Raw genomic sequence first — 13,295 nt, 5'->3', positions numbered from 1 at the left:
GTGAGGGCAATCACTTCTGTGATTTTGCGGCGTTTGTTTCAAGCGCTGCAAATCATAGAAGACGGCTATTAAATCGATAGCCTGCTATTTTTCAAGGATGGTCTACCCTCACATCAGACGTCTGAAACAAGGGGGATATTCCATGCTCGCGCAACTTCCACCGGCCTTACAGAATCTGCAGTTACCGCTACGCCTGCGACTCTGGGACGGCCATGAATTTAATCTGGGGCCGACGCCCAGCGTCACGATTGTGGTCAAGGACCCACAAATGGTTACCCAGTTGACTCATCCCAGCCTCGATGCGCTCGGAGCGGCATTCGTCGAGGGCAAACTTGAGCTGGAAGGCTCCATCAGCGAGGTGATCCGCGTCGTTGATGAATGGAGTCAGGCCTTGCTGGGCGACATCGACAGTCAGCCTGTTCGCACTGCCCACGACAAGGAAACCGACGCCAAGGCGATTTCCTATCACTACGACCTTTCCAACGCGTTTTATCAGCTGTGGCTCGACAGTGACATGGCGTATTCCTGCGCGTACTTCGAGACCGGCAGCGAAACGCTTGAGCAGGCCCAGCAAGCCAAGTTCCGCCACCTGTGTCGCAAACTACGCCTGCAACCTGGCGAGTATCTGCTGGATGTCGGCTGTGGCTGGGGCGGTTTGGCGCGCTATGCGGCGCGGGAGTTTGGCGCGAAGGTATTCGGGATCACACTGAGCAAAGCGCAACTGGCCCTGGCCCGTGAGCGGGTGAAGGAGGAAGGCCTCGACGATCTGGTCGAGCTGCAACTGCTGGACTACCGCGATCTGCCTCAAGACGGGCGCTTCGATAAAGTGGTCAGCGTCGGCATGTTCGAGCATGTGGGGCACGAGAACCTGGCCGAGTACTGCAAAACCCTGTTCGGCGCGGTGAAAGAGGGCGGCCTGGTGATGAACCACGGCATCACCGCCAAGCACACCGATGGCCGGCCAGTGGGACGCGGCGCGGGTGATTTTATCGAGAAGTACGTGTTCCCCAACGGCGAGCTGCCGCACCTGTCGATGATCTCTGCCGAGATCAGCGAAGCGGGGCTGGAGATCGTCGATGTCGAGAGTTTGCGCCTGCACTACGCGCGCACCCTGGACCATTGGAGCGAGCGCCTGGAGGACAACCTGGAAGCGGCCGCCCGGCAAGTGCCGGAGCAGGCCTTGCGAATCTGGCGGCTGTACCTGGCGGGATGTGCTTATGCGTTCGCCCGGGGCTGGATCAACCTGCACCAGATCCTCGCAGTGAAAGCCCACCCCGATGGCAGCCATGAACTGCCCTGGACCCGCGACGACATCTACAACCCTTAAAGTATCGGTGAAATAAGCCGGGCGATCCGCATGCCGACCTGTTGCAGGCGGTGGGTCTCCCGGCTTTCTTCTTTGGCGACTTCATGCGCCTGGTCGAAGTCGTCGTTGAGCATCTGTTCCACCTCGCCGGCAAACACTCGGTCGACAGTCAGCAACATCACTTCAAAATTCAGCCGGAACGAGCGGTTGTCCATATTGGCGCTGCCGATGGCGCTGATTTCGCTGTCGATCAACACCACTTTCTGATGCAGGAAACCGGGCTGGTAGCGAAATACCCGCACACCGGCGCGCACGGCTTCGAAGGCATACAGGCTGGAGGCGGCGTAGACGATGCGGTGATCCGGTCGTGAAGGCAGCAGCAATCGCACATCCACGCCGCGCAGAACCGCCAGCCTCAAGGCGGCAAACACCGCTTCATCGGGGATGAAGTAGGGGCTGGTAATCCACACCCGCTCGGTCGCCGCGTGAATGGCTTCGACGAAGAATAGCGAACAGGTTTCGTAGGAATCTGCCGGCCCACTGGCAAGCAATTGGCAGAGCACACCGTTGTCCGGATACGCGTCCGGCAGTATTAACGGCGGCAAGGAGCGCGCTGCCCAAAACCAGTCTTCGGCGAAGGACTCCTGCATGCACGCCACCACCGGCCCGCGCACCCGCACGTGGGTATCGCGCCAAGGGGCGAGGGGTGGTTTCTCGCCCATGTATTCGTCGCCCACGTTATGTCCGCCAACGAAGCCCAACACGCCGTCCACCACGACGATCTTGCGATGGTTGCGGAAGTTGACCTGAAAGCGATTGAGCCAGCCACTACGTGTCGCGAAGGCTTTGACCTCGACACCGGCATCGCGCAACGGCTGCACATAACTGTGGGGCAGGGAGTGGCTGCCGATGCGGTCGTACAGTAAATAAACGGCGACGCCTTCAGCGGCTTTTTTCAGCAACAAGGTTTGCAGGCGTTGGCCCAGACGGTCGTCGTGAATGATGAAAAACTGGATCAGCACGGCTTCCTTTGCCTGGCTGATGGCCTCGAAAATCGCCTCGAAAGTGGCGTGGCCGTTGATCAGCAGGCTGACTTCGTTGTTCGCAAGGCAGGGCATGCGGCCCAGTTTTGGCATCGCCCTCAATGATGCGTAGGCGTTGGAGGCACGGGCGGTCAGTGCTTCTTCGACCCACGGGCGCCAGTTCAAATCGGAGATGGCCTTGCGCATTTCCTCGTTGGCCTGCCGCCGTGCCTTGATGTAGCCATCGAAGGTGCTGCGGCCAAAGACCAGATAGGGAATGAGCGTGAAGTAGGGAATGAACAGCAGCGACAAGGCCCAGGCGATCGAGCCCTGAGCGGTCCGAACGGTCAACACGGCATGAATGGCGGCGATCATGCCTAACGAGTGCAGCAGGGCGATCAGGTAACCGAAAATATGCGGTCCAAAGTAATCCATGGGGGCAGCCTTGCTCCTGAAGATTCAGTGCTTAACAGACCATGTTCCGTGCAGAATGTCGCTATTTAATTGGCCCATGAACCGAAGCTCGTGGCTGACGTCTAACGGCCACTATCGATCAGGAGTTACTCAATGAACGTTCGTCTGCTGGGTTTGGCCGTAGCTTTAGGTTTAGCACTTCCGGTGGCCGCTCAGGCGCAGATGCTGCAGCCGGGTTTGTGGGAATTGACCTCGAGCAACATGAAAGTCGATGACCAGAACCTGCCGGATCTGCAACTGATCCTCGGTCAGATACAGAGCCAGATGACGCCTGAACAGCGCGCGCAGCTGGAGAAGCAGGGCATCACCATGGGCGGCAAGGGGATCCGGGCTTGCCTGACGCCGGAGCAAGTGAAGACCGACAACATTCCGCTGACGGATCCGCAATCGGGCTGCAAGCAGGAAATCACCGAGCGCACCGGTAACCAGTGGAAATTCCGCTTCAGCTGCCCGAAAGCGCAGGGTGCGGGTGTCGCCACATTCCTCAGTGATCGTGAGTTCACCACCAAGGTGAATGGCACGTTCAACGCCACCGGCATTCAGCAGAAGGGTAGCCTTGATACTCGCGCGGTGTGGTTGGGGCAGGATTGCGGGACTGTTAAACCAAGAGCTTAAAAGCTTCGCGGGCAAGCCTCGCTCCTACGGGGACGGTATAAAACCTGTAGGAGCGAGGCTTGCCCGCGAAGGCGTCATTTCAGACACCCGCAATCCCCGTTGATCTCAGCCAATCACACACCGCCTCAATGGCCATCCGGCCAAAATCCTCCCCGGTGCGACTGCGCACGCTGACAAACCCGCCTTCTTTTTCTTTCTCCCCGATCACCACCAGATACGGCACTTGCTGGCTGTGTTCGCGAATCTTGTGGCGGACCTTCTCGTTGCGCAGGTCCGCACGGGCGCGTACGCCGCTTCGGCGCAAGGCCTCGGTCACCCACTGTGCGTAATCCGTTTGGCGATCATCCATGCTCACGACCATCACGTGCGGCGGTGCCCGCCAGTCGTCCAGTTCCTCCTGGCAAGACCAGCACGTGCCATAGATCCGCTGTGGCGCAAGGCCGCTGATGTGATCGAGTGCGAATGCCTGCAACACTCTGGTTGCCGGAGCATGCGGGCCCATCGACACACATTCGAAGTCCCCGAGCAGGTAGGTCGCAGGTTTTTCCATGTACTTGGAGCGCGGTGACGGCTCGCGCCGGCGGATCGAATGATTGGTCGCCGCCAGGGTCTTCATGCGCGCTTCGATGCCCGCAAGGTCGTCCAGGTTTAACGGTCGTTCAAAGGCAAACTCATAATAGAACCCGTCACCCAGCGCCGATCCGGTCTGCAATTGCGCTTTTGGATAGAGCTGTTTCACGGCCATCGCCAGCATCAATGCGCAGGAGCGGCGCAGTATCTCCAGGCCATCGGGTTCTTGAGGCGTGACGATGCTGACGCGGGCATCGGCCTCGATCAAGAACTGACAGTCCACCAATACGCCGTCCACCCGGCCGGCGACGGCTGCTTTGGCAAGCCCGGGACCAATGCTCGCGGCGAACTCGTACACCGACAACGGTTGGTCGTATTCACGCAATGAACCATCGCTCAGAGTGATGTGGATCATGTCGGTGCTCTCGAGTGCTGCACTAGCGTGTAAACCGTAGCGGTAAACCCTGGCAGCTGTCATTAAGACATTTGTCGTGCCACGCCATTTGCCCCGATACCAACGTAGTGCTCACGCTGTGGCGAAAGCGCCGTTGCGCGAAGGGCGTCCAGCCGCATTGAGACAGGATCGGCTGTTGGGAGACGGCAACGCCACCAGGTTCGGGTTTGATCAACACCAGGTCGGCCCAATACCCTTCGCGCAAATAGCCTCGGTCGGGAATCGCAAACAGATCGGCGACACGGTGACTGGTCTTGGCCACAAGGGTGGTGATCGGTAGAACGTCATCCGCCACCAACTCCAGCAGGGCGGGCAGGGCGTGTTGCACCAATGGCAAGCCGGACGGTGCCTGGCAGTAGGGACGTTGCTTTTCGTCCCAGGTGTGAGGCGCGTGATCGCTGCCGATGACGTCCAGTCGATCACTCATCAGGGCCCGGCGCAAGGTGTCTCGGTCGGCCTGAGTCTTGATCGCCGGGTTGCATTTGATCAAGTTGCCGAGCGTTGCGTAGTCGCGATCGTCGAAGAGCAGGTGGTGCAGACAGACTTCGGCGGTAATGCGTTTTTGTGTCAGTGGCTTGTCTTCGAACAACGCCAGTTCGCGGGCGGTGGTCAGGTGCAATACATGAAGCCGGGTGCCATGTCGCTTGGCCAGATCCACGGCCATCGAGGACGAACGGAAGCAGGCCTCAGCATTGCGGATCAGCGGATGGGCTGCGGCGGGAATATGCTCGCCGAACAGCGCTCGCAGGTTCACCGCATTGGCGTCGATGCTGGGCGTGTGTTCGCAGTGGGCCAACAGAATGGTCGGCACTTCAGCGAATAGCCGCTCCAGAACCTTGGGATCATCTACCAGCATATTGCCCGTGGACGCGCCCATGAACACTTTTACGCCGGCCACTTCGCAAGGATTGAGCGCGGCGACGGTGTCGAGATTGTCGTTGCTCACGCCGAAGTGAAAGCCGTAGTTGGCCACCGAATTGATCGCTGCGCGGCGCTTCTTGTCGGCCAATGCTGCCAGCGTCAGGGTCGCCGGATTCGTGTTGGGCATGTCCATGAAACTGGTGATGCCGCCGGCCACCGCTGCTCGCGATTCGGTGTAGAAACTGCCCTTGTCGGGCGAACCGGGATCGCGGAAGTGCACCTGATCATCGATCATTCCAGGCATCAACCACTGGCCGTCAGCATCGATTTCGACGGCAGCATTTTCCCCTTCGATGCTGCTCGCGATCTTGACGATGCGACCATGGCCGACCAACAGATCACCGTCGAACTCACGTCCTTCATTCACCAGCCGGGCATTGCGAATCAGCACGTTGTTCATGGTCAGAACTCGTTTTGCAGGGCTTTGTAGCCGCGCACCAGATCGACGTTGGTGCGCGCCACGTCTTCGGAAAACTCCGAGGCGCTGACGCTCACCGGCGGGAATTGCGACAAGTCAGTCTTGGGCCCGATGCGGGTGGTAGAGGGCACGTAGAAGTCGGCAGGCAAGTCGCGACCGTCGACCACCGAGTTGTGCCGCACCACGCAGCCATCACCGACGGCGCAGTTGAACAGCACGCTGTTGAACCCGATGAACACCCGGTCGCCCACGGAGCACGGTCCATGAACGATGGAGCGGTGGGCGATCGAGCTGAACTCGCCGATCGTCACCGCCGCACCGGACTTGGAGTGGATCACCACGCCGTCCTGGATGTTCGAGTTGGCGCCGATGGTGATCGGCTCCATCTCGCCCGAGGCGTCGACTTCGTCCGCGCGAATCACCGCGTAGGGACCGACGAAAACGTTCTCGCCGATCACCACTTTGCCGCAGATGATCGCGGTCTTATCGACGTAGGCGGACTCCGCAATCAGCGGCAAATCACCTGAGGGATTCTTGCGGATCATGGCTTGCTCAAAGCCTCGTACAAGGTGTTGAGGTTGTACTCGAACAACCCGGTAAAGGTGCTCGCCGGACCGGTGGCGGCGAGCGCATCGGAGTACAGCGTGCCGCCGATGTGCGCGCCGCTTTCATCGGCAATCTGCTTGAGCAGGCGGGCGTCCTTGATGTTCTCCATGAACACCGCTTTGACCTTGGCCTGGCGAATCTGGGTGATCAGCGCAGCGACTTCGGCGGCGGAAGGTTCGCGCTCGGTGGACAGACCTTGCGGCGCCATGAAGTCGATGCCATAGGCCTGACCGAGATAACCGAATGCGTCGTGGGACGTGACGATCTTGCGGTTGCCCGGTGGCAGCGAACCGAGCTTGGCTTTGGCTTCGGCGAGCAGCGCGTAGATCTGTTTCAGGTAGGCCTGGCTGTTGCGTACATAGTCGGCTTTGTTCGCCGGGTCGGCGGCGATCAGCGCCTTGGTGATGTTGCTGATGTACAGCTCGGTGTTCGCCAGGTTGTGCCAGGCGTGAGGGTCGGGGACGGTCTCGCCATCTTCATCCAGCGAGCGTGGGATGACGCCGTGGCTCGCGCTGATGACCGGGGCTTTGGTCTCGGTGCTGGTCACCAGGCGGTCCAGCCACGGCTCGAAACCCAAGCCGTTTTTGATGATGAGTCTGGCCTTGAGCAATGCCTTGGCATCATCCGGGGTTGGCTCATAGGTGTGAGCATCGGCGTCGGGGCTGACCATGTTGGTGATCTGGATGTGCTCGCCACCGACCTGATGGGTCATGTCGGCGAGGATGCTGAAGCTGGTGACCACCTGCAGTTTTTCCGCCGCAGACAACGACATCGACAGCATCAAACTGAACAGCACGAGTAAAGCGCGCATCGGGAAACACCTCATTGGGATGTGAGCAAGGGCGGGCGGCGCAGCAAGCCGTGCACCGGTCCGAACACCACGGACAGCAGGTACCCGCCGCCAGCCACCAGCACGATCGCCGGGCCGCTGGGCAGCGAGTAGTAGAACGACAGCAACAAGCCGAGCCACACCGAGAGGCAGCCAAGGAGTCCGGCGATGGCCATCAACACGGGCAAGCGTCGACTCCAGAAACGCGACGCGGCGGCGGGCAACATCATCAGACCGACGACCATCAACGCACCAATGGCTTGAAATCCGATCACCAGATTCAGCACCACCAATGTCAGGAATACGCCGTGTGCCAGGGGACCAAGACGGCTGACGGTTTGCAGAAACAGTGGGTCGAGGGTGTCCAGCAACAACGGTTTGTAGATGAGCGCCATGGCGATAAGGCTGAGCCCTGAGACCCACAACATGCCGGTCAACGTCGGACCGTCGACCGCCAACGCCGAGCCAAAAAGCAGGTGCAGCAGGTCCAGGCGTTTGCCGGCGATGCCGAGGATCAGCACGCCGCTGGCGAGTGAGATGGGGTAGATCGCAGCGAGGCTCGCGTCTTCTCGCAGGCCGGTGCGGCGAGTGATCCATGCCGCGAGCCCGGCCATGCTCAAGCCCGCACCGAGGCCGCCGAAGGTCAATGCCGGCAAGCTCAGCCCGGCAAACCAGAAGCCGAGCGCGGCGCCGGGCAGGATGCCGTGAGCAACCGCGTCACCGATCAGACTCATGCGTCGCAGAATCAGAAACACCCCGAGCGGTGCCGTGCTGCAGGCCAACACCAATCCACCGAGCAGTGCTCGGCGCATGAACACGAACTCGTGGAACGGTTGCCAAAGATGGGCAGCGGCGAGCATCAGGCCACCTGCGTCTGTGGTTGTTGGCGGATAAGCTCGGTGCTCGAACCGAGGACGCAGCCGCTGCTTTTGATCAGCAGCGTTTGAGGAATGTGTAGGCGCACGGCGGCGAGGTCATGACACACGACCACCAGGGTTCGACCTTCGGCGTGCCAGGCGTGGATGTTTCTCCACAACAGTGATTGACCGAGTTCGTCGAGGGCAGCATGAGGTTCATCGAGCAACAGCAAGGGCGCTTCGGCGAGGCTCAATCGGGCGAGCAGGGCGCGCTGCAATTCGCCGCCGGAGAGGGCCATCAATGGGCGCTGTTCCAGACCGGTCAGGCACCAGTTTTCCAGTGCGGCTTTAAGGCGTTGGCTTCGGACTTCGGGGGATTGCTTGCTGCCCCAGAAACCCGCGGCGACCAACTCTTGCAGACTGATCGGGAATTGCCGGTCGAGGTGCTGTTGCTGGGGAAGGAACGAGAGTGAGCCTTTGCGTGGAACATCCAGGATCACTTTGCCGGTCAGTGGTTTTTGCAGGCCGGCGATGACTTTCAGCAGGCTGCTTTTGCCTGAGCCGTTGGCGCCGATCACGGCGGTCAGGCTGCCTTGGTTCAGTTCGAAATCTACCGGCGGCGTGAGCGGTTGGCCCGGTGCACCCCAGCGCAACGCCTCGCAGCGAATCATGCGGCCTCCCAATTCCATCGGCTTTCGGCGACGGCGTCGTGGGCGTGCAGGCTCTCGGCGTGGACGACTTTCAAGTGGAAGGCATTGATGCCGGGCGAGCGCCTCAACGCCAGATTCAAACGGCGAGCGGCGTCTTCGCAGAACATCAGGTTTTGACCATTGGCCAGCGCGAAGGCTTGTTCGTCGGCACGCTTTACCGCGGTTTGCACGGCGGTGCCGAGGGCTGCTTCGGCGTCGTTGATCAGCGCAATCAGTGGCAGGTCATCAAGATAATCATCGAGGCGCAGCCTCAACTGCGCATTGCTGCGTTGGCTGTGAGGCGTGGCAACGATGCCTTTTGTGGAGCCGAGCCAAGCCAAAACATCGGCGTGTTGCAGTGGTTGGTTGGCAAAGTCGTCGACGAATTGCTGCTGAATCAACTGCCGCGCCAGTGCAGCTGAACAGGGGCAAGTTGAGGAATAAGGGATGTCGATGTTTAGTTCCACGTGGAACATCGCGTTTTTCAAACGCGCATTGATGCTGACTGGATAGGATTTCCAACCGGACAATGGACTGATCAGCGCTGGTCGTTTGAGCAGTAGATCTGCGTGAATGTTCAGGTAAGCGCTGTTGGATAGACCTTCATGGGTATCGAGAAATCGCTGCAGGACACGCCGCAACAGGGCGGGCGTCAGGCGTTCCTGTTCGAGCATTTCCAGCGCCAGGTACAGCCGCGACATATGAATGCCGCGCGCTTCTCCATCATCGAGGCTCACGCCCGCATCGGCCTTCGCGCTCAATCGCTGGCCATCGAATAAAACTGGAAGAGCAATGCCGCACATGCCCACCCATTCAAGTGGCAGGGCTTGGCGTGAGGCCTGCGCGGCGATATCCGGCAGAGTCAGCGCATTCATGAGCAGGTCCATCGTGGAAGTCGGTTCGACATGTTATGTTATTACATTAAAATCGACTACGCCTTTTTCACGAGCGGCTTTCACCATGCACAGACGTCACTTGCTCAACTTGATCCTGGCCAGCGCGGCCTTCGCATTGCCCTTCGGTGTTGGCGCCACGCAAATTCGCAACGCGCGGCTCTGGCGCTCGGATGACAAGTTGCGCCTGGTGTTCGATCTGAGCGGGCCGGTGCAGTACAAAACCTTTTCACTGAGCGCGCCTGAGCGGCTGATCATTGACCTCAGTGGCGCCGACCTCAGTGGCGACTTCAGTCAGCTGGTACTTGGCAACACGGTGATTCGCTCGATCCGCTCCGGGCACTTTGGTCAGGGCGATACGCGGATCGTCCTCGACCTCAGCGGCCCGGTGCAGCTCAACAGCTTTTTGTTGCCGCCGCAGGACGGGCAGGGTCATCGGCTGGTGCTCGACCTGAAGACAGCGGCACACTTGCAAATAGCCGCCGCGCCCGTGGCAGCCATCGACAAGGCTCACCCAAAACGGGACATCATCGTGGTGGTCGACCCCGGCCATGGCGGCAAAGACCCGGGCGCGGTCGGCGCCAAAGGTGAGCGTGAGAAAGACGTGGTGCTGTCCATCGCTCAGCTGCTGGCCAAACGGCTGAAACGGGAGAAGGGCTTCGACGTGAAACTGGTGCGCAACGACGACTTCTTCGTCCCGCTGCGCAAGCGCGTGGAGATCGCCCGCAAACACAATGCCGATATGTTCATCTCGGTGCATGCCGATGCGGCGCCGCGTCTCACGGCTTCTGGCGCGTCGGTGTATTGCTTGTCTGAGGGCGGAGCGACGTCGGCCACGGCGCGCTTCATGGCGCAGCGAGAGAACGGCGCGGACCTGTTGGGCGCCACCAGCCTGCTCAATCTCAAGGACAAGGACCCGATGCTGGCCGGGGTGATTCTCGACATGTCGATGAACGCCACCCTTGCCGCGAGTTTGCAGTTGGGCAGCACCGTGCTCGACAGTCTGGCGGGCATCACCACGTTGCATCAGAAGCGCGTGGAGCAGGCAGGATTTGCCGTGCTGAAATCGCCGGACGTGCCTTCGATCCTGGTGGAAACCGGCTTCATTTCCAACGCTCGCGACAGTCAGCGGCTGGTCACGGCGCGGCATCAGCAGGCCGTGGCTGACGGATTGTTCGAAGGATTACAGCGCTACTTCCAGAAGAATCCGCCGGTCAACAGTTACATCGCCTGGCAGCAGGAACAGCAAAAAGCGCAGGCCTAGCAGCCGGTGATCCGGCTGCAAGTGAACCTGGCACTGCTGCCACCGGAACTGGAAAACCGGGTGATGGTGGTCCAGCCAACCCGACGGTTGTAGCCCACCCAGGCTTCGCCGTCGGAAGCGATCCCTGTGAAGAATGTCAGTTGCCCGTAGCGACTGTTGGTTTGCGCCCAATAGCGCTTGCCCGCCCGTTCGAAGCCTCGCAAGTAGATCGTGCTGCCGACGGTGTTGACGCTGTAAGCGTTGCCGTCGGCATCCACGCAGGCCAGCAGGTTAGCGCTGCGGGTACAGCTGGCCAGGCTCGGGATTTGCGCCCAGGCGTCTACGGCGAGCAGCAACGAAACGCTCATCAGCGTTAATTTCAAGGCAGTGCGCATGGGGTTTCTCTCGGGGCGAACGGGCTTCAGCATCCTGCCCTTTGTCACTGCCGGCAAGAGGGGAGTGGTCTAATTGCACTGTTATACTATAACATTGAATTAAGCCCGACACTGCGACCGGGCATCTCCTGTGAGGACTACCTGATGCCCAATCGTCTCCCCGTGACCGTTTTGTCGGGCTTTCTCGGCGCCGGCAAAAGCACGCTGCTCAACTACGTGCTGCGTAACCGCGACAACCTGCGAGTCGCCGTGATCGTCAACGACATGAGCGAAATCAACATCGATGGCAGCGAAGTTCAGCGTGATGTCACCCTGAACCGCGCCGAAGAAAAACTCGTGGAAATGAGCAACGGCTGCATCTGCTGCACCTTGCGCGAAGACCTGCTCGAAGAAGTCAGCCAACTCGCCAGGGACGGCCGCTTCGATTACTTGCTGATCGAATCCACCGGCATTTCGGAACCCCTTCCCGTGGCGGAAACCTTCACTTTCCGCGACGAAGAAGGGCAAAGCCTGGCCGACATTGCACGTCTCGACACCATGGTCACTGTGGTCGATGGCATGAACTTTCTGCTCGATTATCAGGCCGCCGAAAGCCTCGCCTCGCGTGGCGAAACCTTGGGCGAAGAGGACGAGCGCTCGATCACCGACCTATTGATCGAGCAGATCGAATTCGCCGACGTGATCCTGATCAGCAAGATCGATTTGATCAGCAGCCGCGAGCGTCAGGAGCTGATCGCGATCCTCGAGCGTTTGAACTCGCAAGCCGAAATCATCCCGATGGTCATGGGCGAAATCCCGCTGAAAAAGATCCTCAACACCAGTCGTTTCGACTTTGAAAAAGCGGCGCAGGCGCCAGGCTGGTTGCAGGAGCTTCGCGGCGAGCACGTGCCGGAAACCGAGGAATACGGCATCGCTTCCACGGCGTATCGAGCACGCAGGCCGTTTCATCCACAGCGCTTTTTCAGCTTCATCGACCGTCCGTGGGTGAACGGCAAATTGCTGCGCTCGAAAGGTTTTTTCTGGCTGGCGAGCAAACCCATGGACGCGGGCAGTTGGTCTCAGGCGGGCGGTTTGATGCGTCATGGTTTTGCCGGACGCTGGTGGCGTTTCGTGCCGAAAACCCAATGGCCCCAGGACGAAGAGAGCACCGCCGGGATCATGGAAAACTGGACCGCCGCCACTGGCGATTGCCGGCAGGAACTTGTGTTCATTGGCCAGAACATCGACTTCAACTTACTCACTGCGGAACTCGACGACTGCCTGCTGAGTGATGAAGAAATGGCGTCCGGCGTCGAGGGCTGGCGATTGTTGCCAGATCCGTTTGGCCCCTGGCATGAAGAGGAAGCCGCGTGATGCTGGCGCCGACCTTGAAGTTACGACCGGTCATTAGTCAGGTTCAGGGCGAGACGCCGCAAGCCCTCGCACGGATTCTGGACGACGGCGTGAACCTCGCCATTTGGCAGCGCCGACTCCCGGTGCACATCGCCGATTTCGGCCGTTTGTTGCTGTCGCTGAACGAGCCATTGGCCGAGTCGCTGGTTTTGGAAATGCCCGCTGACGACACCGAGCCCAATCTGCAAGGACTGGCCTCGGGCTTCAACGATCTTGAGGGCTACGAAGGCTTTATCGCCGACGTTTCCTGGTTGGTCAGCGCATTCGCCTGCCTGTTGGGCGCCAAGCGTATCGGCGTGCGTCTACGGGTTCTGGACAAGGCCATGTGCCCGCGTTTTCACGTCGATCATGTGCCCGTGCGCTTGATCACCACGTACGCCGGAATCGGCAGCGAATGGTTGAAGGAAGGGGCGATGGATCGCCGCCAATTGAGCAAACCCGAAGCCGAACCCACGGATGATTCGCTGATCCAGCACATCGGCAGCGGTTACGTGGCTTTACTCAAGGGCGAGAAATGGCACGGCAACGAAGGCTTTGGCCTGATCCACCGCTCGCCGCAACCCGCGCCGGGCGAGCGCCGTTTGATCCTGACCCTCGACTGGTTGGGTTAG

Annotated in this window: 14 protein-coding genes; 5 read left to right on the top strand and 9 right to left on the bottom strand. The window is 60.1% G+C overall.

From position 1 onward, the window contains the following. Window positions 1-142 precede the first annotated feature (142 nt). Window positions 143-1,327: a C17 cyclopropane fatty acid synthase CfaB gene (cfaB, locus tag K5R88_RS20960; protein WP_008041360.1), complete on the top strand. Its 1,185-nt coding sequence runs from the start codon at window positions 143-145 to the stop codon at window positions 1,325-1,327. Here cfaB and cls read toward each other — a convergent pair. Beyond that, window positions 1,324-2,763: a cardiolipin synthase gene (cls, locus tag K5R88_RS20955; RefSeq protein WP_207284992.1), complete on the bottom strand. Its 1,440-nt coding sequence runs from the start codon at window positions 2,761-2,763 to the stop codon at window positions 1,324-1,326. The genes cfaB and cls overlap by 4 nt on opposite strands. Before the next feature lie 132 nt (window positions 2,764-2,895). Here cls and K5R88_RS20950 point away from each other — a divergent pair, with 132 nt between their 5' ends. Continuing rightward, window positions 2,896-3,417 carry a DUF3617 domain-containing protein gene (locus tag K5R88_RS20950; protein WP_008027488.1) on the top strand — a complete coding sequence of 174 codons (522 nt, stop codon included), beginning with the start codon at window positions 2,896-2,898 and terminating at the stop codon, window positions 3,415-3,417. Between the two features lie 79 nt (window positions 3,418-3,496). On the opposite strand, the gene K5R88_RS20945 is transcribed toward K5R88_RS20950, so the two are convergent. From K5R88_RS20945 to folE2, 7 genes are read right to left on the bottom strand one after another with little or no spacing between them, the layout of a single operon-like run. Continuing rightward, on the bottom strand, window positions 3,497-4,402 hold the full coding sequence (locus K5R88_RS20945) for a His/Gly/Thr/Pro-type tRNA ligase C-terminal domain-containing protein (protein WP_226298291.1): 906 nt from the start codon (window positions 4,400-4,402) through the stop codon (window positions 3,497-3,499). A 22-nt stretch (window positions 4,403-4,424) separates the two neighbouring features. Then, entirely contained in the window at window positions 4,425-5,762 is a 1,338-nt protein-coding gene (locus K5R88_RS20940; protein WP_226298290.1) for a dihydroorotase, read from the bottom strand. Between the two features lie 2 nt (window positions 5,763-5,764). After that, window positions 5,765-6,325 carry a gamma carbonic anhydrase family protein gene (locus K5R88_RS20935; RefSeq protein WP_223450098.1) on the bottom strand — a complete coding sequence of 187 codons (561 nt, stop codon included), beginning with the start codon at window positions 6,323-6,325 and terminating at the stop codon, window positions 5,765-5,767. Continuing rightward, window positions 6,322-7,197, bottom strand: a complete 876-nt coding sequence (locus tag K5R88_RS20930) for a metal ABC transporter substrate-binding protein (protein ID WP_226298289.1) — start codon at window positions 7,195-7,197, stop codon at window positions 6,322-6,324. Before K5R88_RS20930 ends, K5R88_RS20935 begins: the two co-directional genes overlap by 4 nt. Window positions 7,198-7,208: 11 nt before the next feature. Continuing rightward, window positions 7,209-8,075: a metal ABC transporter permease gene (locus K5R88_RS20925; RefSeq protein ID WP_008041350.1), complete on the bottom strand. Its 867-nt coding sequence runs from the start codon at window positions 8,073-8,075 to the stop codon at window positions 7,209-7,211. Then, window positions 8,075-8,743 (bottom strand): metal ABC transporter ATP-binding protein, encoded by a 669-nt coding sequence (locus tag K5R88_RS20920; protein WP_226298288.1) that lies wholly within the window; start codon window positions 8,741-8,743, stop codon window positions 8,075-8,077. The genes K5R88_RS20925 and K5R88_RS20920 overlap by 1 nt, the downstream gene beginning before the upstream one ends. Continuing rightward, window positions 8,740-9,636, bottom strand: coding sequence for a GTP cyclohydrolase FolE2 (gene folE2 / locus K5R88_RS20915; RefSeq protein ID WP_226298287.1), 897 nt, complete (start codon window positions 9,634-9,636; stop codon window positions 8,740-8,742). The genes K5R88_RS20920 and folE2 overlap by 4 nt, the downstream gene beginning before the upstream one ends. Window positions 9,637-9,721: 85 nt before the next feature. On the opposite strand from folE2, the gene K5R88_RS20910 reads away from it, so the two are divergent. Further along, a complete protein-coding gene (locus tag K5R88_RS20910; RefSeq protein WP_226298286.1) occupies window positions 9,722-10,918 on the top strand; it encodes an N-acetylmuramoyl-L-alanine amidase in 1,197 nt (398 codons plus the stop codon). On the opposite strand, the gene K5R88_RS20905 is transcribed toward K5R88_RS20910, so the two are convergent. Further along, window positions 10,915-11,292, bottom strand: coding sequence for a glutamine synthetase (locus K5R88_RS20905; RefSeq protein WP_226298285.1), 378 nt, complete (start codon window positions 11,290-11,292; stop codon window positions 10,915-10,917). The genes K5R88_RS20910 and K5R88_RS20905 overlap by 4 nt on opposite strands. 144 nt (window positions 11,293-11,436) lie before the next feature. On the opposite strand from K5R88_RS20905, the gene zigA reads away from it, so the two are divergent. Together zigA and K5R88_RS20895 are read left to right on the top strand one after the other, a co-directional pair. Further along, the gene (gene zigA / locus K5R88_RS20900) at window positions 11,437-12,645 is read left to right on the top strand and encodes a zinc metallochaperone GTPase ZigA (protein WP_226298284.1); all 1,209 of its coding nucleotides are present in this window, start codon (window positions 11,437-11,439) and stop codon (window positions 12,643-12,645) included. After that, a complete protein-coding gene (locus K5R88_RS20895) occupies window positions 12,645-13,295 on the top strand; it encodes a DUF1826 domain-containing protein (protein WP_223538713.1) in 651 nt (216 codons plus the stop codon). The genes zigA and K5R88_RS20895 overlap by 1 nt, the downstream gene beginning before the upstream one ends.

It is taken from the genome of Pseudomonas sp. MM213 (assembly GCF_020423045.1).
Classification (GTDB): domain Bacteria; phylum Pseudomonadota; class Gammaproteobacteria; order Pseudomonadales; family Pseudomonadaceae; genus Aquipseudomonas; species Aquipseudomonas migulae.
The sequence above is the reverse complement of the archived record's forward strand: the minus strand, read 5'-3'. Positions and strand labels throughout refer to the sequence as shown.